The sequence below is a fragment of the Hahella sp. NS-SX17 genome (assembly GCF_057367735.1).
In genome coordinates this window covers 7,034,968-7,059,797 of sequence record NZ_CM170632.1, presented here as the reverse complement: position 1 = coordinate 7,059,797, position 24,830 = coordinate 7,034,968, and the positions used below count along the sequence as shown (strand labels likewise).

At 53.1% G+C, this 24,830-nt stretch carries 25 protein-coding genes; 9 read left to right on the top strand and 16 right to left on the bottom strand.

Annotated features, from left to right (window positions below):
• Nucleotides 1–9: 9 nt before the first annotated feature.
• The 4 genes from AC2IBB_RS31785 to AC2IBB_RS31770 all read left to right on the top strand — a co-directional run bounded on the left by AC2IBB_RS31785 (nt 10) and on the right by AC2IBB_RS31770 (nt 4,077).
• Nucleotides 10–963 (top strand): beta propeller repeat protein, encoded by a 954-nt coding sequence (locus tag AC2IBB_RS31785; protein WP_486330635.1) that lies wholly within the window; start codon nt 10–12, stop codon nt 961–963.
• A gap of 81 nt (nt 964–1,044) precedes the next feature.
• Nucleotides 1,045–2,289, top strand: a complete 1,245-nt coding sequence (locus AC2IBB_RS31780) for a HEAT repeat domain-containing protein (protein WP_486330634.1) — start codon at nt 1,045–1,047, stop codon at nt 2,287–2,289.
• A 184-nt stretch (nt 2,290–2,473) separates the two neighbouring features.
• A complete protein-coding gene (locus AC2IBB_RS31775) occupies nt 2,474–3,058 on the top strand; it encodes a hypothetical protein (RefSeq protein WP_486330633.1) in 585 nt (194 codons plus the stop codon).
• A 518-nt stretch (nt 3,059–3,576) separates the two neighbouring features.
• The gene (locus AC2IBB_RS31770) at nt 3,577–4,077 is read left to right on the top strand and encodes a magnesium chelatase subunit ChlI family protein (protein ID WP_486330632.1); all 501 of its coding nucleotides are present in this window, start codon (nt 3,577–3,579) and stop codon (nt 4,075–4,077) included.
• Between the two features lie 307 nt (nt 4,078–4,384).
• Here the strand turns inward: AC2IBB_RS31770 and AC2IBB_RS31765 are convergent, their stop codons facing one another.
• Nucleotides 4,385–5,236: a hypothetical protein gene (locus AC2IBB_RS31765; RefSeq protein ID WP_486330631.1), complete on the bottom strand. Its 852-nt coding sequence runs from the start codon at nt 5,234–5,236 to the stop codon at nt 4,385–4,387.
• 531 nt (nt 5,237–5,767) lie between these two features.
• Between AC2IBB_RS31765 and trmB the strand changes: the two genes are divergently transcribed.
• Nucleotides 5,768–6,454, top strand: coding sequence for a tRNA (guanosine(46)-N7)-methyltransferase TrmB (gene trmB, locus AC2IBB_RS31760; protein WP_486330630.1), 687 nt, complete (start codon nt 5,768–5,770; stop codon nt 6,452–6,454).
• 77 nt (nt 6,455–6,531) lie between these two features.
• Here the strand turns inward: trmB and AC2IBB_RS31755 are convergent, their stop codons facing one another.
• From AC2IBB_RS31755 to AC2IBB_RS31700, 12 genes are all read right to left on the bottom strand, one after another.
• Nucleotides 6,532–6,750: a hypothetical protein gene (locus tag AC2IBB_RS31755; RefSeq protein WP_486330629.1), complete on the bottom strand. Its 219-nt coding sequence runs from the start codon at nt 6,748–6,750 to the stop codon at nt 6,532–6,534.
• A gap of 12 nt (nt 6,751–6,762) precedes the next feature.
• Nucleotides 6,763–7,059: a hypothetical protein gene (locus tag AC2IBB_RS31750; RefSeq protein WP_486330628.1), complete on the bottom strand. Its 297-nt coding sequence runs from the start codon at nt 7,057–7,059 to the stop codon at nt 6,763–6,765.
• A 60-nt stretch (nt 7,060–7,119) separates the two neighbouring features.
• The gene (gene hemW, locus AC2IBB_RS31745; protein WP_486330627.1) at nt 7,120–8,286 is read right to left on the bottom strand and encodes a radical SAM family heme chaperone HemW; all 1,167 of its coding nucleotides are present in this window, start codon (nt 8,284–8,286) and stop codon (nt 7,120–7,122) included.
• Nucleotides 8,279–8,878: an XTP/dITP diphosphatase gene (locus tag AC2IBB_RS31740; RefSeq protein WP_486330626.1), complete on the bottom strand. Its 600-nt coding sequence runs from the start codon at nt 8,876–8,878 to the stop codon at nt 8,279–8,281. The genes hemW and AC2IBB_RS31740 overlap by 8 nt, the downstream gene beginning before the upstream one ends.
• Before the next feature lie 42 nt (nt 8,879–8,920).
• Complete coding sequence (locus AC2IBB_RS31735; RefSeq protein ID WP_486330625.1) at nt 8,921–9,388, bottom strand: DUF4426 domain-containing protein; 468 nt, start codon at nt 9,386–9,388, stop codon at nt 8,921–8,923.
• Between the two features lie 7 nt (nt 9,389–9,395).
• Nucleotides 9,396–9,989, bottom strand: coding sequence for a methionine biosynthesis protein MetW (gene metW, locus AC2IBB_RS31730; protein ID WP_486330624.1), 594 nt, complete (start codon nt 9,987–9,989; stop codon nt 9,396–9,398).
• Nucleotides 9,979–11,136 (bottom strand): homoserine O-succinyltransferase MetX, encoded by a 1,158-nt coding sequence (gene metX, locus AC2IBB_RS31725; RefSeq protein WP_486330623.1) that lies wholly within the window; start codon nt 11,134–11,136, stop codon nt 9,979–9,981. The genes metW and metX overlap by 11 nt, the downstream gene beginning before the upstream one ends.
• A gap of 162 nt (nt 11,137–11,298) precedes the next feature.
• On the bottom strand, nt 11,299–13,257 hold the full coding sequence (locus AC2IBB_RS31720; RefSeq protein ID WP_486330622.1) for a dynamin family protein: 1,959 nt from the start codon (nt 13,255–13,257) through the stop codon (nt 11,299–11,301).
• A 187-nt stretch (nt 13,258–13,444) separates the two neighbouring features.
• The gene (locus tag AC2IBB_RS31715) at nt 13,445–13,753 is read right to left on the bottom strand and encodes a DUF167 family protein (RefSeq protein WP_486330621.1); all 309 of its coding nucleotides are present in this window, start codon (nt 13,751–13,753) and stop codon (nt 13,445–13,447) included.
• Nucleotides 13,746–14,285, bottom strand: coding sequence for a YggT family protein (locus AC2IBB_RS31710; RefSeq protein ID WP_486330620.1), 540 nt, complete (start codon nt 14,283–14,285; stop codon nt 13,746–13,748). The genes AC2IBB_RS31715 and AC2IBB_RS31710 overlap by 8 nt, the downstream gene beginning before the upstream one ends.
• 74 nt (nt 14,286–14,359) lie before the next feature.
• Entirely contained in the window at nt 14,360–15,190 is an 831-nt protein-coding gene (gene proC, locus AC2IBB_RS31705; protein WP_486330619.1) for a pyrroline-5-carboxylate reductase, read from the bottom strand.
• A gap of 102 nt (nt 15,191–15,292) precedes the next feature.
• Nucleotides 15,293–15,979 carry a YggS family pyridoxal phosphate-dependent enzyme gene (locus tag AC2IBB_RS31700; RefSeq protein WP_486330618.1) on the bottom strand — a complete coding sequence of 229 codons (687 nt, stop codon included), beginning with the start codon at nt 15,977–15,979 and terminating at the stop codon, nt 15,293–15,295.
• A 157-nt stretch (nt 15,980–16,136) separates the two neighbouring features.
• Here AC2IBB_RS31700 and AC2IBB_RS31695 point away from each other — a divergent pair, with 157 nt between their 5' ends.
• The gene (locus AC2IBB_RS31695) at nt 16,137–17,171 is read left to right on the top strand and encodes a type IV pilus twitching motility protein PilT (RefSeq protein WP_486330617.1); all 1,035 of its coding nucleotides are present in this window, start codon (nt 16,137–16,139) and stop codon (nt 17,169–17,171) included.
• A 62-nt stretch (nt 17,172–17,233) separates the two neighbouring features.
• The gene (locus AC2IBB_RS31690) at nt 17,234–18,361 is read left to right on the top strand and encodes a PilT/PilU family type 4a pilus ATPase (RefSeq protein ID WP_486330616.1); all 1,128 of its coding nucleotides are present in this window, start codon (nt 17,234–17,236) and stop codon (nt 18,359–18,361) included.
• Nucleotides 18,362–18,439: 78 nt separating this feature from the next.
• On the opposite strand, the gene polA is transcribed toward AC2IBB_RS31690, so the two are convergent.
• Nucleotides 18,440–21,175, bottom strand: a complete 2,736-nt coding sequence (gene polA / locus AC2IBB_RS31685) for a DNA polymerase I (protein ID WP_486330615.1) — start codon at nt 21,173–21,175, stop codon at nt 18,440–18,442.
• Between the two features lie 187 nt (nt 21,176–21,362).
• On the opposite strand from polA, the gene AC2IBB_RS31680 reads away from it, so the two are divergent.
• Together AC2IBB_RS31680 and AC2IBB_RS31675 are read left to right on the top strand one after the other, a co-directional pair.
• Nucleotides 21,363–21,641 carry a DUF2782 domain-containing protein gene (locus AC2IBB_RS31680; RefSeq protein WP_486330614.1) on the top strand — a complete coding sequence of 93 codons (279 nt, stop codon included), beginning with the start codon at nt 21,363–21,365 and terminating at the stop codon, nt 21,639–21,641.
• An 85-nt stretch (nt 21,642–21,726) separates the two neighbouring features.
• The gene (locus AC2IBB_RS31675; RefSeq protein ID WP_486330613.1) at nt 21,727–22,692 is read left to right on the top strand and encodes a homoserine kinase; all 966 of its coding nucleotides are present in this window, start codon (nt 21,727–21,729) and stop codon (nt 22,690–22,692) included.
• 42 nt (nt 22,693–22,734) lie between these two features.
• On the opposite strand, the gene AC2IBB_RS31670 is transcribed toward AC2IBB_RS31675, so the two are convergent.
• Nucleotides 22,735–23,220: a fibronectin type III domain-containing protein gene (locus AC2IBB_RS31670; protein ID WP_486330612.1), complete on the bottom strand. Its 486-nt coding sequence runs from the start codon at nt 23,218–23,220 to the stop codon at nt 22,735–22,737.
• A 232-nt stretch (nt 23,221–23,452) separates the two neighbouring features.
• Nucleotides 23,453–24,793: a prephenate-dependent tRNA uridine(34) hydroxylase TrhP gene (trhP, locus tag AC2IBB_RS31665; RefSeq protein ID WP_486330611.1), complete on the bottom strand. Its 1,341-nt coding sequence runs from the start codon at nt 24,791–24,793 to the stop codon at nt 23,453–23,455.
• Nucleotides 24,794–24,830 lie beyond the last annotated feature (37 nt).

Below are 24,830 nucleotides of genomic sequence, written 5' to 3'. Positions count from 1 at the left end.
GGATTTGAAATGTCAAACACATATGAAATTAATCATGTTATTGGCGTCTGCGGAGATGCAGACGGAAATGTGTACCAGCTCTACACTCACTATGATGAATCAGATGCTTTAGCTGCCGTTGGGACTATAAAGAAAGCGACGACAGATAAAAACGGTATTGTTCTCGGTGGGAAAGGGACACGCCTGTTATACGCGAATACTCAAATGAACGCGATGTGGATGTCACCGGAAGGGCATTTGTGGGTCATAGATCGCAAGGGGAATGTATATACGAATGCCCCTGTGACGTTTGTTGATGCACCATATCAACACCTCGACTATAAAGACTTGGACTCGGGAGTTCAGTGGAACGTTACGTTAGTTGATCGCAACTCTTTGCAGGGGATTTGGGGATCATCCGACTCCGATGTGTGGGTAACGAGTTTCAATGGACAGGCGTTTCATTGGGATGGAAAGAGTTGGACGATGCATGCCATAGGTAACACCTCCAATGGTATTGATGGTTCAGCTTCTAATGATGTGTATGTAGTTGGCTATCACGGAAAAATTCACCATTTTGATGGGAGTAGTTGGTCCGATGTCCCATATCCAGCACACTTGCCGGAAGGAGAAGTCTTCACTGATGTACGCGTGGTGAGTAAAGAAGAGGTGTATATCACTGGAAGAAGCGGTGGCGTGCTTAAGGGCAATGCTCTTGATGGATTCCAGGATATTGGTTCGCCAGAGTACAAATGGTATGGCGTTGGATATTTTAAGGAGCGGTTGTTTTTTGCTGGCGGGCCAAGCGGAATATTTGAACTGAAAGATGGGCGTCTTGAATGCCTAAAGGACAAGGCTGATATCGTCGGCGTATTTGAGGCAAGGGATGCCATTTATTTTATTCCTGCAGAACAGCAACCTAGGCCGTGGGTGGTCCAATATCAACCGGGTGCGGATATGGAATGGGCTAAGATTAACTCGTGATTTGTCTGTATCGGTGGTGGGAAACGAGGCTAGTCCTTTTGCAATTGCCTCTACGCTTCCTACATACGATCTATTAAATATATGAACGCCTGGGAAAATGAATTCGAGAATGCGGTCAAGTTGTGGGCTGATCGGGAAAAGCTAGCAAAGAGTATGTATGTGGCAGACGCGAGCAAGGCGTCCGCCCTTATGCAGTTAGAAACTTCCTATGAGGAAATAGCGAGGCATCTGGCTACTGGCATGGGTGACAATGCTGCAGTACTACAGGCGGCAATCAACAGCAAAGGAGCGCGAGGCGAAGTCGCATGTCACGTCATATTGTATTCTGGCGACTCTGATATGGAGTCCTTACTCTTGCAAAAGATGGGGGAGAAGGACGGTAACGCGCACTGGAATGTTGAGCCAGCTTTGCGAGTATGTGACGTAGACAAAATAAAGCGCTTTGGCCATAAAGCACTCGCGTTGCAGAAGCCATGGATTCATGACGCGCTTTCAAGCGTTGTCGCTAAGAATATGCTCAGAGAGCTGGCTTCGTATTACCAGATCGACGCTCTTATCTCTAATCCTTCCACATACACTATTTCTATGCTGGGTTACGTTGGCGATCCCAGCTACATCAGTGCTCTTAAAACCCTTATGGTTGATGAGGATGTGAGTAGCTATTTCCGTATCGAGTGCGCAAAAAGCTTGTTGCTGATGGGCGACGATAGTGGGTTGGCCTTCTATAAAGTCGCACTCTCAGAAAGGCTGAAAGACGGAACGTTAGCTTACCTCATTGGCCTTTACGGGAATCCTGAGGATGTAGTGCCATTCTTGTTTAACGAAGCGAAAGAGCAAAGTGATGATGAGGATGATGATGCCGGGATACTCAAAGGCTTGGGTTTTACCGGAGATATTCGCGCAATTGATGGACTGAAGCCGTTCCTTGTGGATGAAAATGATGAGGTACGAACCGCAGCAAGTACGGCAATCTCTGAGATAACAGGCGAGTGGAATGTTGATCAGTATGCCGATGAGGATGAACTAGTCTCTTTCTGGGATCAGTGGTTGGCGGAAAATATTGCTAAGTTTGATACTGCAAAGCGCTACCAGCGTGGAGTGGCGTTTGACCTTAACACTCTGGCAAGCAAAATGATGGGTGCTGACCGTGAGTCTCGTGTAATAACACACGAGCACTTAATAGTGTTTTCAGGACTGCACGTACCATACGACGAAAAGCGTTACTACACAGATCAATTGAAACAAGTTGAGCTCTGGAAAAATGAGCTCGCTACTCAAAACAATGTTGGCGCTGGACAGTGGGTCCGGCATGGAAGAGTTCTGTAAGTTTGCAAGTGTATGCTGTTGACCCCACGCGAAAAAGTTTTCATACTCTTTTGAGTGGGCTCAGGTAGCCTCCCTGCCGCGTTGGGAAATACCGAACTAATCATTCAACATTTGGACTTACTTTGAGGCCAAGCAAGCGGCATGCTAATTGCGGGAAGAACTGCAAGGCCATCGGAGTATTCACATGTTCGCATTTCAAGACTGCATTACCTCTATCAAATATCTAGCAAAAATATCTGACTATGAAGGTACACACTGTCAAAAGATAGACAAGTGTTGTCAAGAATATGGTTTCAATCACTATAATGACCTAAGAAACGGGCTTCCGGAACTTCCCTCGGATAGGTTTGCAAATATATCACTATCATTGATGCGTAGGTATTGCGCGGCTGTCAAACCGAGCTTAGATACCGCGTATTACGAGTTCCACGCCGCTCCCGGCCCTCAAACTGCAAAAATTGCTTTTTATAGTCATTGGATTGGCTGGGACAAGCTAGGACGGGAGGTTCGTGAACCATTAGCGTTGGATGGTAAAGAGTCTGTTGACGGCCTTAGAGAGTTGCTCAAGCGCCCTGTATATGTAGTAGAAAGCTACCCACAGCTCATCGCATGGTTGTGTAACTGGTATGGGGTTGCGCTTGTAGCGGCAGAGCTTGCGCATGACTCTTTCAGAGAAAAGTTTGATCGACAAAGGCTGGTTGATGAGAACGTCAATATGGCTTTGGTTCGTGCTCAGCGTGAGAACTATGACGATAATATGGCTACCTAGCTAATCGCTAATAGGGGGTAGGCTTATAGTCTGCTCTATAAATACAAAGAAAGAGGGTCATAGACCCTCTTGTCAGTTCAGTAGGTCATCGCACGAGGCCACTTCCCAAAGTCATTCCCAATCTATCCATATATTTCCTGCTTGGGGAATGCTCATTCCGTGCCCAGCCTAACACTGTGCTCTCATCGGCCTGAATTGCCGCTGCTAGCGCTTTAAGGGTATATCCCTGATGTATGGCATACACAGAGAGCTTTTCTCCAAATGAGCTCACTGATACACATGGGCAGTAGGTCAGGAACTCCATAATTTTGGGGTAGAAGCGCGCAGGCGGATGATGTTTATTATGCTCCCAGCCAAGCACTGTTTCGGTGCATGCGCCGATACGCTCTGCTACCTCTGCCTGCGAAAGGTGCAAATCAAGCCTCCGCGCTCTAATGTGGTCTCCGAGACTCTGTAGTTCTTCTGGGTAGAGGTAACCCTTTGATTTTTTAGCAGTTAATCGAACTGGCAAAAAGGCAATGAAACCATGCCCTTGTGGTTATTCTGGCCATCCAGAGGTCGCTTGTAAATGTACGGAGATACAGATCAGTCGTTATCGGCAGAAGATTTCCGGGCCTTTACTGGATCGATTTGACTTGCACGTAGAAGTCCCGGCGGTGGCTATTAACGAGTTGCAGCGGGCCGGCAGATCGGAAAGCAGCGTTCATATCGCCGCACGGGTGAACGCCGCAAGGCAGGCGCAAATAGAGCGTTCAGGCAGCGCCAATCAGTATTTACAGGGTGAGCTACTGGAGCGGCATTGTCAGTTAGGTGATAAGGAACGGCAATTGTTGGAGCGCGCTTTGCAAAGGCTTGGGCTGTCCGCAAGGGCTTATCATCGGGTGCTGCGAGTGGCGCGAACTATCGCAGACTTGTCCTCCTCTCCTCATATTCAAGCGGCGCACTTATTGGAGTCGCTCAGTTTTCGCGCCTTGGACCGGCGTAGAGAGGCTCCCAATGAAGCGTCTCAGGCGAAGTAGAAAAAGCGCTTCCTGGGACATTGACGCACTTGTATGGGGTGCAAGCGGTTGAACAAAAGCGCTAGCACTAACAGGAACCGATAAAAAGAGGAGCCCAAGAGGGCTCCTAAATGGGGTTTAGGAAGACAATTTCGATCGCTTCAGATCGAATTTGCTTGTCCGGGTCAATAGGCATGGCCCAGACAGTTAAATTGTACAAAAAACGCTCTAATCTATCTATAAAGGAACTGAGTCTGGATTGTAAGCGCTTGTGAACTGACGGTATAAAGTAGCGTCTGTACGGAGACTTTTCGGAGGCGGACGTAAGTCAGGTGCCGGTATGGTAGGAGCTGCTGTTTATCCATGTTTCTAATTCCCTGTCCGTGGCGCTTTTCAGGCGTTTGAGCCCTGCTTTGACATATTGTTTGGTTTGAAATACGAGCTGGCTGCTGTCACTGAAAAACTGGTCTGCGAGTAGTCCTTCTCCTGCGCGACCGGTCGTCAGTTCTTGGGTAATACGATGTTCAATTCCCAGCCAGATATCGCCAAGTTTGTACCAGGGCTGCCCAGCCTGCAGCAGGGCGTCCACATCGTACTGACCGCTAATGTGGTGGCTGGATTGAGTAAAATAGCGGGATAAAAAGCCAAGCCGGTCTACAAATGCTTTTTCCTTAGCTCCAGAAGCCAGGCAGTGAGTACCGATACCGCGAATTTGCGCGGCGGTTTCCATAAGCTCTGGCAACTCATTCAAGGTCAGGCGGGCGACAGGTTGATGAGATGCGTCCAAATGCTCAAACAGGGGACCATTCAGAAAATCTTTGTATAACTTCAGGAGCTGCTGGATAAGATGAGTGTGCAGTTCAAAATTATGGAAGGCGCTATCCTGACGCCAATGGTAGTTTACGGTGAACCATTCGGCGCAAAGATTCTGCCAGCCTTCATCGGATATCAGTTCGCCCCGCAGCCGTTGCACCTCCTGTAAATCTTTGAGTATGTAGGGCTTGATGGCGGCAAGTCGTATTTCGAAGAAGTCGTCGCCGCCGAGTATGGCCAGGGTGGCGCCCCGGTGTTGCTGAATGTGGGTGATTAGTTCCAGCAGTTGCTGGCTAAGCTCCAGGCAGCGTTGTCGAGCTTGGTGCCGTTCATAGGCTTGGCGGACTTTAGAGATAGATATGTTCATCTTCCATTTTAATTATTAGCTCTATGGTTGATGTTTTCCGGCACTGCAATAGCCGGGTTTTCTATCCTCAGCCCAAGCAATATAAAGGCCAAGGGGCATCTTGATTTGGCTGCCGGTCTTGGAGCGTTAGGCCGCGTATCTTTATAGCCTAGCCTAAAGCCCGTGGTTTCGGGTTGGTTTGGCTGTCGCCTCTGTTTCGTTCCTTGCGAGGCGCCGGACCAAAGTTGTGCGCCCCTAATTCTGTAAGGATACAATACGTCTTTGATCTGCCCTGTTTTGGTGCGAGAGCAAGGGCGAAATAGGCTGCAGTATCTTGATCGTGCATGGTTACGGGAGGTTTCGGTGCGTTATCACAGGATTTTTGTTCGAACCAAGGCTAATGCACATGAAAAATGGGGCGATAAGTCGTTGCGTGTTTTTTATACCGGGCCTATCATTCCAGCCCCTGTTTTCTGATGATGGCGTTAGTGTTTCCATCATCAGAGTGATCAGACTTTCCTGAAGAAGTTAATGTAACGATTTAGAGTAGCTATGGATAATCAACATTTACGCCCAATTCGCAGTTTTGTTATTCGGGGCGGGCGTATGACGGCCTCCCAGCAAAAAGCGTTTGACCGCTTATGGCCGGAGAAAGGCCTGTCCGTGGAAAACGGCCTGCTGGACTTGGAGCGCGTGTTCGGACGTCGCTCGACGGTAGTGCTGGAGATCGGTTTCGGCATGGGCCAATCCCTGGCGGAGATGGCCGCGAATGAGCCAGAGGCTGACTTTATCGGGGTCGAAGTACACAAGCCGGGTGTAGGCGCCCTGCTGCGGCATATGGAAGAGCAGTCCCTAGAGAATATCTATATTTTTTGGGACGACGCTAACGAGGTCATCGATAAGTGTCTGCCAGACGGCTTACTCGACCGGGTGCAACTGTTTTTTCCTGATCCCTGGCATAAGAAGCGTCACAATAAGCGCAGAATTGTGCAGTTGGAGTTTGTGCAGCGTATTCGCGCCAAGCTGAAGAACGGCGGCGTGTTTCATATGGCGACGGATTGGGAGCCATATGCTGAGCATATGATGGAAATCATGAGCGAAGCGCCGGGAATGGAAAATGTTGCTGGGGCAGGGCAGTTCTCGCCACGGCCTGATACCCGCCCGATCACCAAGTTCGAGAAGCGCGGAGAGCGCCTGGGACATGGGGTTTGGGACTTGATGTTCCGTCGCGTCGATTAGATGTCGAAGCGGCTAGCCGTGGGAGATGTCGTTACAGTCAAATAGAAGGAAGCTATTTGACTGTCTGATTAATCGCTTCAATTAGATTTAGCCGGCGCTTCCCGGGTGACCCTGATGTGTAGAAAGTGCATCAAACGGGTAAGCAGAAACCCGACGCCAGTGATCAGCAGCAGGAATTTTAAGCTGGCGAAGTAATAAGCCGCTGCGGTCAGCTGAGGATATAATCCGCCCCCCAATACAAAGCCCAGTGCGATGTTTTCAACGGCGTCGCACATGCCAGCAATGAGAAAGCCCACTGTAAATAAATGTTAGAGATCACTGTCGGCGCCCCGAGACAAAGCGCAGAGCAAGATGGTGTAAGCAATCAGAAACGGAAAATCCAGAATCAGGCTCCATGTCGCCCAGAATTGCCCCTCGCGGCCCCATGAATTGAGTATGAGCTCTGCCCGGAATGGATTTTTGGCCAGCTCGAAACTAACGAAGCCCCAGGGAGCGATGTCGTTTTGCAGATAAGGGTGTATCCAGAATATCAAGCCGCCGAAAAGGACTGTGGCGGCGAGACTGAAAGCAATGCGGTTTTTCTGCGACGGGTGAGGGTCGTCCATAGGTAGAAACCTGTATTATTCGGGGAAGCGCCCAGTGTAAAACAAAGCTGCAGGGCTGGGCTAGTCCATAAAATGAGTTAAAACGGCGTTTAAATGGCGGTAGCCTAATTCCGTACACTGTAGTCTGTCAGCCTGCAGCCAGCCTTTGTCGCGCGCTTCACTCAATTGCGGCTCCAATATGGAGACGTTGACGCCAGTTCGGCGCAGCAGCAGTTCCTCCTCTACGCCTTCCCGTAATCTTAGCGCATTCATCAGAAAATCCACGCCGGCCTCATGGGCTGGCGTCACCTCTTCCCCCGCCGTGTAGTTGTCAATGCGGCCGAGATAGTGCTGCGGTAAACGGGTTTTCCAATAGCGTATAACGTCCCCGGATGTCGCCGTCAGTTTGCCATGAGCGCCTGCGCCAATGGCGAGATAGTCTCCGAAGCGCCAATAATTGAGATTATGTCTGGATTCTTTGCCTGTCTGAGCGAATGCGGAGACCTCATACTGGTTATAGCCAGCCTGGGTCAAGCGGTCGCAGCCGTTTTCGTGAATTTCCCATAGGGTGTCGTCTTCCGGCAGTTGTGGCGGATGACGATAAAACTCTGTATTGGGCTCGATGGTCAGTTGATACCAGGACAGGTGTGATGGATTCAGGCTGATCGCCGTTTCCAGGTCAGTCATCGCGTGCTGCACTGATTGCCCTGGCAGTCCATGCATCAGGTCCAGGTTAAAGTTCTCAAAGCCCGCCTGTCTGGCCTTGTTCACTGCGCGTATCGCGTCCTCGCCGCTATGAATGCGGCCAAGCGTCGTCAATAGACCAGGCTGGAAACTCTGTACGCCGAGAGACAGTCGATTAACCCCGCCTTGAAACAGGTCTTTGAACTTGGCCTCGTCGACGGTTCCCGGATTCGCCTCCAGCGTGATCTCAATATCCTCCTGAAATCCCAGGCGCTTATGCGCTCCTTCGATAATGGAGGCGATGACGCCAGGGGAAAGTAAGCTGGGCGTGCCGCCGCCGAAGAATATGGAGCTGAGCGCTCGTGGTCCGCCTGCTTGCTCAAGTTTGAACATTTCCGTGTCCAGGTCGCTTAACAGCGCCTGCAGATACTCCCGCTCAGGCAGCTCTGAACGGGCAGTGTGAGAATTGAAGTCGCAATATGGGCACTTCCGCACGCACCAAGGGATGTGTACATAAAGCGCCAGGGGCGGCGTTTGCAGCCCTGGCGTCAGCATGTCAGCCATACAGGCGGGTCAACTCCGCTACCAGTTGCGCCATCGCCTGCCCACGATGGCTGAGGGCGTTTTTCTCTTCGGACGTCAGCTCCGCCGAGGTGCACTGTCGATCAGACAGCCAGAATAGAGGGTCGTAGCCAAAACCGCCGCCGCCGCTGGCCTGTTCCGCAATGGAGCCCTCCCAAGCGCTGTGGCAGATAATGGGGACCGGGTCTGTTTCATGGCGCATAAAGGCCAGCACGCAGTGAAAGCGCGCCGTCCTGGAGCCAGTGGGGGTATTCGCCAGCAGTTGCAGCAATTTGGCGTTATTGTCCTGATCGGAAGCGCTTTCACCGGCGAAGCGAGCCGAATAGATGCCTGGCGCGCCCTGTAGCGCGTCCACATCCAGACCTGAGTCGTCCGCCAGGGCGGGCAGCCCGGAGACCGCCGCTGCGTGGCGGGCTTTGAGGATAGCGTTCTCTATAAAGGTTTTCCCTGTCTCTTCAATAGAGGGAATATTTAACTCTTTTTGAGAGACAACGGTGATGTCGAGGGAGCTTAGCAGTCTGTTCAGCTCCTTGATTTTGCCTGCGTTATTACTGGCGAGTACGATTCTTTGCATGATTTAAAGTACTTGAATGCGTCGGATGGCGGTCCCCGGGAACTATTCCGGGAACAGGTCTTGATGGAAGCGTAGAGAGAATGGCCCCTGATTCGGGTCGGCCTGAATTTCCAGCTGGAACGTCAATACTTCTCCCTGGCTGTACCAGAATTCTGCGATTTGATAGAGGGCGTCGCCTTCGTTGATGCGGCGGAACTCCAGATCCCTGCTTTGTTGTACAGGGTTGTTCACTTTGCCGCGTATAAACGCCGATACGGCGCGCATAGAGCCGTCCTCTTGCTTCTTCAGCACGGAGATATTCACAAAACCGGTGGATTTACTGCGAGGCAGCTTATAGTGAACTGCTACTTCCGGGTCCAGAATGGTAGTGGGAAGCGCTATGTAGTGTATTTCATAATCCCCAAAAACTTGCTTTTGCTCGGCCAGAACCGGCCGGCCGGCAAGCGCTAGCGCAATAAATATCAATGCGCTGCAATATATAGAGCGAGAGAGTTTTGCGAATGTTTTCATAAGAGCCTCACCGTGTAACGTGGTAGATAGCAATCTGCCCCAATAAGTTAGGCCAAAGCTGGTTCAGCCAGTTGGTCCGGTGCGCGTCGTCCACGACGGTCCTGTGCAGGATATGGATGTTCTTTTGGTAACACAGCTCCTCAAAGTCCTTAAATGTGCACAAGTGGATGTTGGGCGTGTTGTACCAAGTATAGGGCAAGGTTTTAGATACCGGCATCTGGCCCTTGCGGGCCAGGTAGTAACGCAGTCGCCAATAACCGAAGTTGGGGAATGTGATGATGCATTCCTTGGCCAGACGCAGCATTTCGTCCAACAGCACGTCTGGCTGTCTGACCGCCTGTAACGCTTGGGTCATGACCACCATGTCGAAGCTCTTGTCTTTGAAGTTACTCAGGCCTTTGCTGTCCAGGTCCTGCTCAATGACATTGACGCCTTTGCGCAGACATTCAGTGATATTCTCACTGCTGATCTCCAGGCCGTAACCGCGAACCTGCTTGTGGGTTTGCAGGTAGTCCAGCAAGGTGCCGTCGCCGCAACCAAGGTCGAGTACTTCCGTGCCGGGTTGAACCCAGTCTTTGATAATGGATAGGTCAGCGCGCATGGGACATCTCCTTCGCCACTCGACCCATAAAACCATGGAAAACATCCATATAGCGCTGGGTCGGAATCAAAAATGCGTCATGGCCGTGGGGAGAGTCCACTTCCGCGTAGCTGACGGACTTCTTGGCTTCCACCATCGCGTTGACCAGCTCCTCTGAGCGATCCGGAGGGAAGCGCCAGTCGGTGGTGAAGGACACCACCAGATACTTACATTTGGCGGGCTCCAGCGCCTTGCTGAGATCGCCCTCGTGCGCCCGCGCCGGGTCGAAATAGTCTAATGCGCGGGTCATGAGCAGATAGGTGTTGGCGTCGAAATTTTTGGAGAAGCGCTCGCCTTGATAATGCAGATAACTTTCCACCTCGAACTGGACATCCAGCAAGCCGAACTTCAGGGTCTGGGCGCGCAGATCGCGGCCGAACTTTTCACCCATGGAGGCGTTGGAAAGATAAGTGATGTGTCCCACCATTCGCGCCAGCATCAAACCTTTGTCTGGATAGGTCGTATGTTCGCCATAACGCCCCTCGTGGAAATTGGGGTCTGACGTAATGGCCTTTCTGGCCACTTCATTGAACGCGATATTCTGTGCGGACAGGCGTGGCGTGGAGGCGATTACTGCCGCGTTATGAACGCGGTCAGGATATTCAATGGACCACTGCAGCGCCTGCATTCCACCCAGGCTGCCGCCAATGACCGCCGCCCAGTGAGGAATGTTCAGTCGATCCGCCAACATGGCTTGACTACGCACCCAATCCTGTACGGTGACAACAGGGAAGTCGGGGCCGTAGGCCGTGCCGGTCTGGGGATTAATCGAAGCAGGTCCGGTGGAGCCCGCGCATCCGCCCAGATTATTCAGGCTGACGACGTAAAACTTATTTGTATCGATGGGCTTACCCGGACCAATACAGGAGTCCCACCAGCCAGGCTTGGCGTCTTCCATTGAATGATAACCGGCGGCGTGATGATGGCCGCTCAGGGCGTGACAGATCAGCACCGCATTGGAGCGGTCTGGGTTCAACTCCCCGTAGGTTTCGTACATCAGTTGAAAACTGTCCAACTGCTTTCCGCATTCCAGGGTGAGAGGAATATCGAATTGAGCGACTTGCGGCGTGACGATCCCGACAGAGTCAGGTGGGATGACCTCTGGCATTAGTGCGAACTATTCCTTTCAAAAACACATGCTAAGTGGCGCAGTCTATTAATCAATCCGCCGGATAGCAATAACCAACCAGAGTTGGCTTGGGAGAATAAAAAAGCGGGAGTTAGCGGGCGTCGCGCGAGCTGGGCTCACGCGACGGATGATGGGGGAGCCTCAGCGTTGCATGCCGGGAAGGCTGACCACTTTCTGAGTCAGCATTTGCGGGGCGGGGCGCCGCAGCTTGCGCTGTATCTGCTCCGCTTCCTGAATTTCCTGATTGATCTCTTCCATCATACTTACGATGCGCTTCACCTGGCTGCGCGTGTCTTTGGCTGTTTTCGCCAGATCTTTCAGGCGACGGATCTGGTGCTCAAGTAACTGCTTCTGCTCGATAGTGTGCTGCAAAATCGGCAATAGCGCCTCTTGAGGCCATCGGTCCGTTTCCTTGTGGATTTCTTCATAGAGGCGACGGGCTTCGCTGACGATGACGCTGAAGAAGCGCTTAACCACCGCCGTTTGTTCTGAAACCAGGGTGCGTGGATTGCGCCGGAATTTGTCCGCGCGCATCTTCAACCCTTCCAACTCCCGGATTTGCTTGGTAATGGTAAATGGCGCGGGGCGGAGATGACTGGAGCGCGTATCATTGGCGTAGCGCTGATAGATGGAGCCCACCATTTTCTGAGCCAGCCTGGCTTCGTGGTTGAGGTTGCTGATGTCGTTTTCGATCGCATGGAAGAAGCCGGCCATGGCGCGGCCCATGCCGATAGTCGTCCAGCTGTTGATTAGTTCGTCCCGGGTTTTCTTTGCGTGGGTCTCGAAATGCTCCAGATTCACCAGATTATTCAAAATCATAGCCTGGGACTTCATCAGACGGCGGCTGGAGCGCAGCGTAAACAGCTTTTTGTAGTAAAAGTTGTAATCGTCCTGAGTCTTGTCGGTCAGCTCACGCAGGAAGTCTGCGCTGACGCCTTTGCTTTCGTACTCTTCCAGCTTTTCCTGATATGTGGCGTAGCGGGACTGGAGAATCGCCTGACTGGTCTGCAGCATCCCCAACACATCGTTGACGACGTTATGGGTGATCAGCCGCTCTTTCTGACCCAGGATGCGGTCGGTGAGCAGGGCTTCCAGCTCATCGAGTCGGCTGCTGCGCAGCTTTTGTTCATCTCCTTTGATGCGGCCGACCAGCGCTTGCTTGGCGGAAAGCAATAACACTTCTTCCGCCTTGAGGCCCAACTGGTCAGCGGTTTTCGCCTGCACCTTGGCGATAGCCTTGTTGGTATGCTCTTCGCCTTGGATGTCGTCCCAGAGGACATCGATTTTGTTAAGCACCGCGAAGCGGCCTGCGCGGTGATCAGAGTGCTCAGTGAAGATGTGGTCGGTCCAGATCTCCATGTCGCTGGCGGTGACCCCAGTATCCGCGCCGAGCATAAAGATCACGGCATGGGCGTTCGGAATCATGCTGACGGTCAGCTCGGGTTCGGAGCCCAGCGCGTTAAGGCCGGGGGTATCCAGTATGCGCAGGCCTTGTTGCAGCATCGGATTTTCCAGGCTGATCAGCGCGTGGCGCCAGGCTGGTATTATCGCCATGCCGGGATGGCTGGGGTCGCGCTCAAGAGAGCCGATCTCAAACCCCAGGCGGCGGGCTTCTTCGAAACTGACAGTGCGGGTGCGCGCTACTTGGTCCAGGGACTCCCGCATGGATTCAGGAGTGCTCATGTCCAGCGGGTAATACACCCAGTGCTCCTGGCTGCGCTTGTATTCCGCCAGGGATTTTTCTTCGCTGCGGGTCTCTATGGGGAGTAGTTTGAGATAGGAGCCGCCATCGCGATCATAAAACAGCTCGGTGGGGCACATGGTGGTGCGTCCGGCCTGAGAAGGCAGCATACGCTGGCCGAACTCGGCGAAAAACAGAGCGTTGATCAATTCGGTCTTGCCACGGGAGAACTCACCGACAAAGGCGATGGTGAGGTTGTCTTCATGCAGCAACTGGGCGCAGCGCTGCATTTTCAGCTCCAGATCGTCAGAGTTCAGCTGGTTGGTGCGCAGCCAACTCTGATAGTGGGCGATCTCCCGGATCAGGGTATTTTTCCACTGGTGGTAGGCTTCGACGTGATAACTTAGTCCACTGCTCATTTTGTTGTTTCTCGCTCTGACCCTAAGGTTGCCATTATATGGGATTCCGTTGGCGCTGCTGTGTCCGTGTTGGTGACTGCGATATGATGAAAAATTGTTCAGGTTCGATTTTGTATCGGGTAGCCCAGGAAAATCAAGCGTTTATATTGCCGGATAGGGCTTCAAACCGCCTTGTAACGGTTTGTTATCATATATAGGGTTTTAGTAGCTTTGGGATATCCGTCAAGTTTTTCACGCGAATACGCTTTTGACGGCCGCTTTCACCGGCTAGGATTTGAACATCCATCTGCTTGACGCCGCAGATTTTGGCGAGAAATCGTATCAACTGCTGGTTGGCCCGGCCATCGATAGGAGGGGCGCTGATTTTGATTTTCAGGGCGTCGCCATGTAGTCCGACAATCTCATCTTTCTTGGCGCCCGGTTGCAAGTGACACTGCAGGATAAGCGTTCGCTCATCCTGCAGACTGACGCACCGGGAGAGCGACGGGTCAGGCAATAGAGAGGGCTCGGCTGATCACGAACAGAAGCAGCAACACCACCATGGGCGACAGATCCAGCCCCCCAATTGGCGGCATGATCTTGCGTACGGGGCGCATCAAAGGCTCGGTAATCTGGTGGACAAGTTGTGCGCCTGGGTGATAACTGCCCGGAGACACCCAGCTGATGATGACCATAATGAGGATGGCGAACTGGTAGATATTGATGACGCACTTGATCATCATCAGGATCGCCTTGGTTACAATAAGGCCCATGAGCGGGAGGATATGGCTGAGTGGCGTTAATGTGATGACGATGACCAGCAAAATGGACAACAACAGCGCCAGCACCAGAGAGGCGAAGTCCAGCCCTCTCCAGCCGGGAATGACTTTCCTGAGCGGCAGTAATAATGGGTTGGTGGCTTTGACCACGAACTGACTGATCGGGTTGTAGAAATCCGCCCGGGATACCTGGAGGATAAACCGCATCAGCACCACGCTTATGTAGAACATCCCGATGTAGTATGTGACTTCTAACAAAATTTGTAACATAGGCTTTATATCCGTCTGGAAGTTGCTCTAGCCGCCTGCAAGAAAAAACCATTCGCTCACGACCGTCAAGGCGATTATTCCGGCGCGCGATCACCGCTCAATTCGTAAGACCTCTCCCAAGCCTTGCGGATAGCGGTTTTCACCATCGCTTTCATATCCTGTTCCTCAAAGCTTTTGATGGCTTGTTCCGTCGTGCCGCCGGGAGACATGACGCGTTTTTTCAGCTGTGCGGGGCCTTCGTCGCTGCGAGTCGCCAATTCAGCGGCTCCACGCATGGTTTGAATCGCCAGGGTTCGGGCGTTGGCTGGGTCCAGACCGAGGGACGCCGCAGCTTCCTCCATTGCCTCCATGAACATGAAGCAATAAGCAGGACCGCTTCCAGACAAAGCTGTGACCGTGTGTATGTCCTCTTGCTTCGATGTCCAGGCGACAATGCCGACTGCGCTGAACAGATTATCTGCAATGTCTCGTTGGGCATCGCTGACGCGAGGGTTGGCGTAGAGTCCGCTGGCGCCCAAATGGACTTGAGCGGGAGTATTCGGCATGCAGCGCACCACGGGCAGGTCGCCTCCCAGCCAGGCTTCGATCTGTTCACAGGAAACGCCGGCGGCGATGCTGACGATTAAGGGGCGGCGCTGCTGGACGGCGTCAGCCAGCCCTTCGCAGACTGCTTGCATGACCTGGGGCTTTACACACAGGATCAGCGCGTCGCAGTCCGCCATGAATGTTTGATTGTCGGTGCTGGTTGGAATGCCGAAAGCGTCTGCGGCTTCGCGCAACTCTTGCTCCGCTGGCGCTGTCGCGGCCAGCCGATTTGCAGGGTAGCCATTCGCAATCAGGCCGCCGAGTATCGCACGGGCCATGTTGCCGGCGCCGATAAAAGTAAGCTGTGGGTGTTTGTTCATAATATTCTCTTTGCGGGTACGACTATCGCCAACTGTCTTAATAATGTTTGTCGTGGCGGATTTAAAGTGTGGATGGCTAAAATCCGCTGATTTCGCTGCATTTTAGTAGTTTCTGGCGCCAAAGATGGCGGAGCCGATGCGAACAATGGTGGAGCCGGCGGCAATGGCGGCTTCCATGTCATCGGACATCCCCATAGATAGAGTGTCTACGCTATCGAAGCGGCTTTGCAGCGCAGCAAAATGGCGATTCAACTCCTTGAAGGTGGAGGCCAGCGCTTCTTCACCCTGAGTCGGATCAGGAATACACATCAAGCCTCTCAGGCGCAGGCCGGGTAGCGCGCTGATAATGTTCGCCAGAGGCGCGACCTCATCTGGCGACACCCCAGACTTACTGCGCTCGTCGTTAATGTTGACCTGAATGCAGACATTTAGAGGGGCTGCGTCCTCCTGGCGTTGTTCGGACAAGCGTCGGGCGATCTTTTCCCTGTCGACTGTATGCACCCACTGGAACAACTCCGCCACGGGACGGGTTTTATTGGACTGCAAAGGGCCGATGAAATGCCACACGATGGGAAGTTCATGCAGCTGAGTGATTTTATCCTGCGCCTCCTGCAGGTAATTTTCGCCAAAATCCCTGAGCCCTGCTTCATAGGCGGCTCGTATCGCCTCCACCGGCTTGGTTTTGCTGACTGCGAGCAACGTCACGGAATCCGCCGGCCGGGCCGCGGATATTGTTGCATTTTGTATTCTTTGGCTTACTGTTTTGATGTTGTCTGCTATGCTGAACATATTATTTCTATCAATAGCTTAGGCTGCGTCGAAACGCGCAGATTGTAACCAACCCGCCGACAAAATTCAGTTCCTTCCGTCGTCGTGGGGAGGTGGCGCTGTTTGAGGGCCGCCGGAAGGCTGCATGTCATTATAAGGTTCAAAGCGGGGATTCCTAATGGACATTACCGAGTTGCTTGCGTTCTCTGCTAAGCAGGGCGCTTCCGACTTACACTTATCTGCCGGGTTGCCTCCCATGATACGCGTCGACGGGGATGTCAGGCGAATTAACCTGCCCGCGATGGAGCATAAAGAAGTACACGCGCTGATTTACGATATTATGAACGATAAACAGCGCAAGGATTACGAAGAGTTTCTGGAGACGGATTTTTCTTTCGAGGTTCCCGGGGTCGCCCGTTTCCGGGTTAACGCCTTCAACCAGAACCGCGGCGCCGGAGCCGTATTCCGGACCATCCCTTCCAAAGTGCTGACGATGGAAGACTTGGGAATGGGGCAGGTGTTCAAGGATATTGCTCTGAAGCCTCGCGGACTCTGTCTGGTCACGGGACCAACAGGTTCCGGTAAGAGTACGACGCTGGCGGCGATGATCGACTTTATCAACGATACCCGTTACGACCACATCCTCACTATCGAAGACCCTATCGAGTTCGTACACGAAAGTAAGAAGTGTCTGGTGAACCAGCGCGAAGTACACCGCGACACCTTAGGGTTTAGTGAAGCGCTGCGCTCAGCCCTGCGGGAAGACCCGGACATCATCCTGGTCGGTGAGATGCGGGACTTGGAAACCATCCGTCTGGCGCTGACCGCCGCGGAAACCGGGCACTTGGTATTCGGCACCCTGCACACCACCTCCGCCGCGAAAACCATTGACCGGGTGGTCGACGTGTTTCCTGCGGAAGAAAAAGCCATGGTAAGATCCATGCTCTCCGAATCGTTGCAGGCGGTCGTCTCGCAGACTCTTTTGAAGAAGGTCGGCGGCGGGCGTGTGGCGGCCCATGAAATCATGATCGGCACGCCGGCGATTCGTAACCTGATACGCGAAGACAAAGTCGCCCAGATGTACTCGTCTATCCAGACTGGCGCCGCGTTGGGTATGCAGACTCTTGACCAGTGTCTGCACAATTTGATTTCTAAAGGGCTGATCAGCCGCGAAGCCGCGCGCGAAAAAGCCAAAATGCCGGAGAATTTCTGACGCCGCGACCTTATCCCGGCGTATGCCGGTCGCTGTAGCGTTATTACCATTGGGGTGTTGTGATGGATTTCGACAAGCTGTTAAAAATCATGGTGGAAAAGGGGGCTTCGGACCTCTTTATCACAGCTGGGGTGCCGCCCAGCATCAAAGTTCACGGCCGTATGGTGCCTATCACCAAGTCGCCGCTGTCTCCTGAACAGACGCGGGAAACCGTGTTTTCCATTATGTCGGAAAAGCAGCGTGCGGATTTTGAAGTCGCGCATGAGTGCAACTTCGCAATCAGCGCCCGCGGCATTGGCCGTTTCCGGGTCAGCGCGTTTTATCAGCGCAACCTGTGCGGGATGGTGTTGCGTCGTATTGAGACCAATATTCCCAAGCTGGACGACCTGCATCTGCCGGAGGTTATCAAGTCTCTGTCCATGACCAAGCGGGGCCTGATTATCTTCGTCGGCGCCACTGGCACAGGTAAATCCACGTCGCTGGCTGCGATGATCGGCCACCGGAACCGCAACAGCAAAGGTCACATCATCTCCATCGAGGACCCTATCGAATATATCCATCAGCATCACGGCTGCATCATTACGCAGCGGGAAGTGGGGCTGGATACGGATTCGTTCGAAGTGGCCCTGAAGAACACGCTGCGGCAGGCTCCCGACGTCATCATGATCGGGGAGGTGCGTTCCGCCGACACCATGGAATATGCGGTGACATTTGCGGAAACCGGCCACTTGTGTTTGGCGACATTACACGCCAACAACGCTAACCAGGCGCTGGACCGGATTATCAACTTTTTCCCGCCTGAGCAGCACAACCAGGTGTGGATGGATTTGTCCTTGAACCTGAAGGCCATTGTGGCGCAGCAATTGGTGCCGACTCCGGATGGCAAGGGGCGTCGGGCGATTGTGGAGATTCTCATCAACTCGCCGCTGGCTGCTGACTTGATCCGTAAAGGGGAAGTTCACAAGCTGAAAGAACTGATGACCAAGTCGTCGGAACAGGGCATGCAGACTTTCGATCAGGCGTTATACCGCGCCTATGCTGCGGGCGAGATCACATACGAAGACGCGCTGTCTCATGCGGACTCCGCGAACGATCTGCGTCTGATGATCAAACTTGGCGCAGACAGTAATATCACCAAGCTGCAGGGCGCCGCCAACAGTTTGTCGCTGAGTGACGACCAGGATTATTGATCGCTGAAAATCGCTGTTTGAAGCGGATAAAAAACGGCGGGAGTCCTAAGACCCCGCCGTTTTGTGTTTCAGGGGGCGCTAGTGGGCTTCATCCCAGTTATTGCCAACGCCAGCTTCCACTAACAGCGGCACGTTCAATTCCGCGGCGGAAGACATAATCTGCGTCAGCTTCTCCTTAACTGACTCGACGGCGCTTTCCTCTACCTCCAGAATCAATTCATCGTGCACTTGCATGATCATTTTCGCGGGCGGCGCATTTTCGCCTTCCAGCCAGGCATCCACCGCCAGCATGGCGCGTTTGATGATATCCGCCGCCGTACCCTGCATGGGGGCGTTGATGGCGGTGCGTTCAGCGGCCTGTTGCAGATTGCGATTGCTGGAGCGTATGTCCGGTAGATACAGACGACGTCCGAACAAGGTCTCAACGTAGCCAGTATCCTGAGCTTCCGCGCGGATGCGGTTCATGTAGTTCAGCACGCCGGGGTAACGCTCGAAGTACTTGTCGATATAGCTCTGCGCCTCGCCGCGCTCAACGTGTATTTGACGGGCCAGACCGAAGGCGGACATGCCGTAGATCAGACCGAAGTTGATGGCCTTGGCTTTGCGGCGTTGCTCGGAACTGACTTCATCGAACGCGACGTTGAAGACTTCCGCCGCCGTCGCCTGATGCACGTCCAGGCCTTCGGAGAAGGCCTTTAACAAGCCTTCGTCCCCGGACAGGTGAGCCATGATGCGCAGCTCGATCTGGGAGTAGTCGGCGGAGATCAGCTTGCAGCCCTTGGGAGCGATAAAGGCTTGTCGGATGCGGCGGCCCTGCTCATTACGCACAGGGATGTTTTGCAGGTTGGGATCGCTTGACGACAAACGCCCGGTGGCGGCGACCGCCTGCTGGTAGGAGGTATGCACGCGGCCGGTGCGCGGGTTGATCATTTCCGGCAGCTTGTCAGTGTAGGTCGACTTCAGCTTGGAAAGGCCGCGATACTCCAGAATGACGCGAGGCAGCTCATACTTCTCCGCCAGTTCCTGTAACACTGGCTCGGCGGTGGAGGGCTGTCCCTTCGGCGTTTTCTTGATGATGTCGAAGCCGAGCTTCTCGTAGAAAATCTCCTGCAACTGCTTGGGCGAGCCGAGGTTGAACTTTTGGCCGGCCTTTTCATAGGCTTCCTCTTCCAGCTCCAGCATGCGCTCAGCCAACTCCTGGCTGTGGGTGCGCAAGCGCTGGCTGTCCACCAACGCGCCGCGATGTTCCATCCGCATCAACACCGGAACCAGCGGGAGTTCGATTTCGCGATAAACCTGCTCCAAACGTCCCTCTTTCTTTAGTTTCGGGTTCAGAGCGTGATGTAATTGCAGGGTGATGTCCGCATCTTCAGCGGCGTAAGGGCCGGCTTGCTCCAGGCTGATCTGGTTGAAGGTCAGCTGTTTCGCCCCTTTTCCTGCGATATCTTCAAAGTGGATGGTTTCCCGCCCCAGGTGTTTGGAGGCCAGGGTGTCCATATCGTGACGGTTGGCGGTGGAGTTCAATACGTAGGACTCCAGCATGGTGTCTTCGGCGATGCCGTTGAGTTGTACGCCATGATTAGCTAATACGTGGGCGTCGTATTTCAGGTTCTGGCCGATCTTACGATATGCGGGGTCCTCCAGCAGGGGCTTGAGCGCGGCCAGAACTTTATCTCGCTCCAACTGTTCCGGCGCGCCCATGTAGTCATGCGCCACAGGCACGTAAGCCGCTTTGCCGGGCTCGATCGCAAAGGACACGCCGACGATCTCCGCCTCCATATAATTGAGGCTGGTGGTCTCTGTGTCGAAGCTGAATGTTTTGGCGTCAGTCAGCGCTTTGATCCACTGATCAAACTGATCCTGTTCCGTAACGACCTGATAATCCCGCTCCTCGATTTGAGCGGGGGAGGCGCTGGCTTCGGATGCTGCTGCTTGTGCTGATGGCGAAGCGTCCAGATCTTTTATCCAGGTTCTGAATTCCAGCTCCGTAAACCATTTACGTAGTGATTCCGTATCGACAGGGTTGGGGCAAACCTCTTCCAATGTGAAAGGCAACTCGACGTCAGTCTTGATGGTGGCGAGCTCTTTCGACAATGGTAACTGCTCCAGGCTGCTGCGCAGATTTTCGCCAATTTTACCTTTGACTTCATCCGCCCGTTCCATCACCTGCGCCAGTGAGCCGAACTCACCGAGCCACTTAACTGCCGTTTTGGGACCGCATTTGTTGACGCCGGGGATGTTGTCTACGGTATCGCCGATGAGCGCGAGGTAATCCACGATCAACTCCGGGGGGACGCCAAACTTTTCGACGACGCCTTCTCTGCCCATGGTGGTGTCTGTCATGGTGTTGACGAGAGTGACATGAGGGCTCACCAACTGGGCCATATCTTTATCGCCCGTGGAAATTACCGCATCCAGCCCTTTTGTGGTTGCTTCATGGGCCAGCGTGCCTATAACATCGTCGGCCTCTACGCCTTCTATAATAAGTAAAGGCAGCCCCATCGCGCGGACAATGTCGTATAACGGCTCAATCTGGCAGGCGAGATCTTCTGGCATAGGCGGCCGGTTGGCCTTGTAATCGGGGTACATCTCGTGGCGAAAGTTTTTGCCCTTGGCGTCGAAAACGGCGACCACCTGGCTTTCCGGATAATCTTTTTGCAACTTCCGCAGCATGGAGATGACGCCTCTGATGGCGCCAGTAGGCTGCCCTTGGGAGTTTCTCAGCTCTTTCAGGTTGGGGACGTGGTAGGCTCGGAACAGGTACGAGGAGCCGTCTACCAGGACGACAGGCGCTGAACGGTTTTCTTTACTCATAGATGGTACTGGTTTTAAATGGTTGTATGGGCTCGGAATAAGCGTATCCCGCAGGATCGGCTAATCTCCGAAAATGGGCCCGGGCGAGGGCTGATGGAGCCACCGGGTCCACCCGGCGAAATTAACCCCAGGCGCTGCCTGATTAAACAAACGTGTAGGTTACCAAAAAACAGCGTGTAGGTTACCAATGAGTTTTTGGATACGTAAAGCTTTGCTCGCGTTAATTATTCTTCCTTTGGCGACGCCAACGCTGGCGGAAGATTCTGCGGCGGAGCCAGAAGTGCAGATTCGTTATGGCGAAAAGGAAACCCATTACGAGTATCGGGTGAACGGCGAGTTGGTGCAGATCAAGGTCGTACCTAAAATAGGACCAGAGTATTATCTGGTGCCCTCCGATACAGGCGAGTGGGTGCAGTCGGAAAAGCCGCGGATTCTGGTTCCGAGCTGGAAGCTCCTGGAATGGTGAGGCGCCGAAGACTCGATGCTTTGGACGACTTAGTCGCAGGATGCATGTGAAATCAAGTTTTAGTAGTAGTGAATAAGGCGGGTTAATGGCGGTTTTTACGATAGTATCTCCAGCGCAACTGCAGACGTTACTGGAATCTTATTTTGATACGCCTGAAGTGACGGAATTTCAAGGTATTGCGGCGGGGATAGAAAACACCAACTACTTTGTCAGTGTGAAAAGCGGCGGCGAAGAAACACGCTGGGTGCTGACAATCTTTGAGATGGTGACCGCCGAGGAACTCCCTGTGTTTATTGATCTGATGCAGGGGCTGGCGCAACAGGGATTTCCTACGCCAGCGCCGCATCCCATGCTGGATGGTTCATCCCTGGCCTATATAGAAGGTAAGCCGTGCGTGCTGGCGCCCAGAATTGCCGGCGGCCATCTGGATACCCCCTCTCGTGAACAGTGCGCTATCGCCGGCGATTTGCTTGGCGCTATGCACCTGTCCTCCCGGTCTGCACCTGGCCGTCGTGAAGTAGTGCGTACAGTGGGATGGATGCAGTCTCATCGGGATGATCTGGCTCCTCACATCAAGCAGGACGAACTGACGCTGTTGAGCGCAGAAATTGAGCACTTCCAGAAGCAGGCCGACATATGGGCGCAATGTCCAAGCGGCTGGATTCACGGGGATCTGTTTGTTGACAATGTCATGTTTGACGGCGACAAGGTGAGCGGCGTCATTGACTTTTACCATGCCTGTCACGATTGCTGGCTGTTTGATCTCGCCGTCGCTTGTAACGATTGGTGCTGCGATGCAGAAGGGCATTACGATCAGGAGAAGCTGCGCGCGTTGGTTGAGGCTTATGACAAGAAACGCCCTCTGACTGCCATCGAGAAAAGCCAATGGAGCGAGGCGCTGCGGGTCGGTGCGTTGCGATTCTGGATATCCCGTCTGATCAGCCAATATAGCAAAGGCTATCAGCATGAGGCTGAAAGGGGGAATACGCTGAAAAACCCGGATGAAATGAAGGCTAAATTATTATCTGCGCATAAAATAGCCGCCCTGTAGGCGGCTATCAAAACTCTCAGCCTTGCTGGGAGTGAATATAAGCTATCCGTTATTCAGAGTGGCGGTGACCTCCTGAGAATAGTCGCTCGCCACGCCATCATAATCAATTACTCTGACTTTGAAGCCATATTTGCCGGAAGTGAATTCCGACAAACTCAATGTGGTGACGCCAACGTCATCTATCATTAGGCGACCGTCTTCACCTTCGGAAATATTACGATAGGCCACTTCATAAGCGGCGATTTCGCTAAGGGCGAGGGAGGAGCCGTCTTCACGGGTCCAGGGGGTGTTCCAGGAAAGGGTTTTTGGCGTAACCGGCTCTTGCACTCCCGCACTGGGGTTAGAAGACGATGAGTCGTCTCCCTCTGTGGCGTCTCCACTGTGAGCGGCGCTTTTGGGCGAATCCCCGCTTAATGCGTCGGACAGGTTACAACCAGAGCCCGTCGCTACTATGGTTCCCAAAAACAAAAATGCAATCAGCTTGCGGGCGCGCAGCAATGCTTCGCTGCCAAGCAGTTCTATCTTCATGGCGATTTTTAAGAAGTCTTTTGGATATACGGCTTAATAGTTGTCAAAACATCTGACTTTCTAGTTTTTAGAAAGGAGCTGATTGCTCAGTAAAGTCGACATTCGGACGCGACGCTATCTTTTTATGATCAATTCGTGACTAACTACCCACAAAAATATAATTCGACTTGGATTTGATAGCCATACTTCCATGTGGCTAGGCTCAAAGGTCTATCACGTTCCAGGTGAGTGGCTATAGGTTTCGCATTAGTAAGCTGAAGTCCAGACGGCTCGGTACATCTTCCGGCAAAGCCAGGCGAATGCGATGGCCGGAGCCAGGGGCGACGTCAATTTTTTGTCCGTTTTTATTTTCCATTTTTTTGACAATAAAGCTCATATTCCCGTTAGGCGTCATAATTTCGACGGAATCCCCAATGGATATTTTATTTTTTACGTCAACCACGGCCTGGCCATTCTCGGGAGAGTACTCCAATACTTCGCCGACGAATTGTTGTTTGCCGGACAGTGATGTGCCATTCGCATAGTTCTGATACTCGTCATGCACATGGCGACGGTAAAAGCCTTCTGTGTAGCCCCGATGCGCCAGTTTCTCCAGATCGTCCATCAGCGACAGGTTAAATGGCGCCCCGGCGACAGCGTCATCAATGGCCTGGCGGTATGCTTGCGTCGTCCTGGCGACGTAGTAGTGGGACTTGGTGCGACCCTCAATTTTTAAAGAATGTACGCCGATGCGACACAATCGCTCCACATGTTGAACGGCGCGCAGATCTTTGGAGTTCATAATGTAAGTGCCATGTTCGTCTTCAAAGGCGGGCATCAGCTGATCTGGTCGACCATCTTCCTGCAACAGAAACATTTCTGAGGTGACCCCGCCATCTCCCAGCGTTGAGCTGCAAGACTGAGACTGCGCTGGTTCCCAGGTCTGCGCTGTGATATTGCCTGCGTCATCCTGGGTGGCTGGAATGGCGTTGTATTTCCAGCGGCAGGCATTTGTGCAGGTACCCTGGTTGGGATCTCGCTTATTGATGTAGCCGGATAATAGGCAGCGCCCAGAGTAAGCGATGCAAAGCGCGCCATGAACGAAGACTTCCAGCTCCATCTGCGGCGACTTTTCCTTGATCTCCGCGACTTCCTCCAAAGACAGCTCCCGCGACAGAATTACCCGCTCCAGTCCTTGTCTGCGCCAGAACTCAACCGCGGCATAGTTGACGGCGTTGGCCTGCACGGAGAGGTGGATCGGTGTCTCAGGCCATTTGTCTCGAACCATCATAATCAATCCGGGGTCGGACATGATTAGTGCATCTGGTCGCATCTCAACCACAGGAGCCATGTCGTTCAGAAAGGTTTTCACCTTGCTATTGTGGGGGGCAATGTTGGCGGCGACGTAGAATTTCTTTCCTTGGGCGTGCGCCGTTTCGATTCCTTCTGCGAGAGTAGCGAGATTAAAGTCATTCTCCCGCACCCTCAGGCTGTAGCGAGGCTGTCCTGCATAAACCGCATCGGCGCCGTAAGCGAATGCAAAGCGCATGTGTTTGAGTGAGCCGGCTGGAGCCAGAAGTTCAGGTTTGTTCATAGTTTGTACTTCATGTTGGTTTATCGAGGTTAGCCCA

Coding starts and splice junctions, on each gene's coding strand:
- polA (WP_486330615.1), bottom strand. CDS start 21,175: ATGAGTAAAGAAAACCGTTCAGCGCCTGTCGTCCTGGTAGACGGCTCC.
- AC2IBB_RS31675 (WP_486330613.1), top strand. CDS start 21,727: ATGGCGGTTTTTACGATAGTATCTCCAGCGCAACTGCAGACGTTACTG.
- metX (WP_486330623.1), bottom strand. CDS start 11,136: ATGCCAGAGGTCATCCCACCTGACTCTGTCGGGATCGTCACGCCGCAA.
- AC2IBB_RS31775 (WP_486330633.1), top strand. CDS start 2,474: ATGTTCGCATTTCAAGACTGCATTACCTCTATCAAATATCTAGCAAAA.
- AC2IBB_RS31690 (WP_486330616.1), top strand. CDS start 17,234: ATGGATTTCGACAAGCTGTTAAAAATCATGGTGGAAAAGGGGGCTTCG.
- trhP (WP_486330611.1), bottom strand. CDS start 24,793: ATGAACAAACCTGAACTTCTGGCTCCAGCCGGCTCACTCAAACACATG.
- AC2IBB_RS31710 (WP_486330620.1), bottom strand. CDS start 14,285: ATGTTACAAATTTTGTTAGAAGTCACATACTACATCGGGATGTTCTAC.
- AC2IBB_RS31750 (WP_486330628.1), bottom strand. CDS start 7,059: ATGGACGACCCTCACCCGTCGCAGAAAAACCGCATTGCTTTCAGTCTC.
- hemW (WP_486330627.1), bottom strand. CDS start 8,286: ATGGCTGACATGCTGACGCCAGGGCTGCAAACGCCGCCCCTGGCGCTT.
- AC2IBB_RS31780 (WP_486330634.1), top strand. CDS start 1,045: ATGAACGCCTGGGAAAATGAATTCGAGAATGCGGTCAAGTTGTGGGCT.
- AC2IBB_RS31700 (WP_486330618.1), bottom strand. CDS start 15,979: ATGTTCAGCATAGCAGACAACATCAAAACAGTAAGCCAAAGAATACAA.
- AC2IBB_RS31670 (WP_486330612.1), bottom strand. CDS start 23,220: ATGAAGATAGAACTGCTTGGCAGCGAAGCATTGCTGCGCGCCCGCAAG.
- AC2IBB_RS31735 (WP_486330625.1), bottom strand. CDS start 9,388: ATGAAAACATTCGCAAAACTCTCTCGCTCTATATATTGCAGCGCATTG.
- proC (WP_486330619.1), bottom strand. CDS start 15,190: ATGAACAAACACCCACAGCTTACTTTTATCGGCGCCGGCAACATGGCC.
- AC2IBB_RS31720 (WP_486330622.1), bottom strand. CDS start 13,257: ATGAGCAGTGGACTAAGTTATCACGTCGAAGCCTACCACCAGTGGAAA.
- trmB (WP_486330630.1), top strand. CDS start 5,768: ATGGATAATCAACATTTACGCCCAATTCGCAGTTTTGTTATTCGGGGC.
- metW (WP_486330624.1), bottom strand. CDS start 9,989: ATGCGCGCTGACCTATCCATTATCAAAGACTGGGTTCAACCCGGCACG.
- AC2IBB_RS31740 (WP_486330626.1), bottom strand. CDS start 8,878: ATGCAAAGAATCGTACTCGCCAGTAATAACGCAGGCAAAATCAAGGAG.
- AC2IBB_RS31695 (WP_486330617.1), top strand. CDS start 16,137: ATGGACATTACCGAGTTGCTTGCGTTCTCTGCTAAGCAGGGCGCTTCC.
- AC2IBB_RS31785 (WP_486330635.1), top strand. CDS start 10: ATGTCAAACACATATGAAATTAATCATGTTATTGGCGTCTGCGGAGAT.
- AC2IBB_RS31680 (WP_486330614.1), top strand. CDS start 21,363: ATGAGTTTTTGGATACGTAAAGCTTTGCTCGCGTTAATTATTCTTCCT.
- AC2IBB_RS31770 (WP_486330632.1), top strand. CDS start 3,577: ATGAAACCATGCCCTTGTGGTTATTCTGGCCATCCAGAGGTCGCTTGT.
- AC2IBB_RS31765 (WP_486330631.1), bottom strand. CDS start 5,236: ATGAACATATCTATCTCTAAAGTCCGCCAAGCCTATGAACGGCACCAA.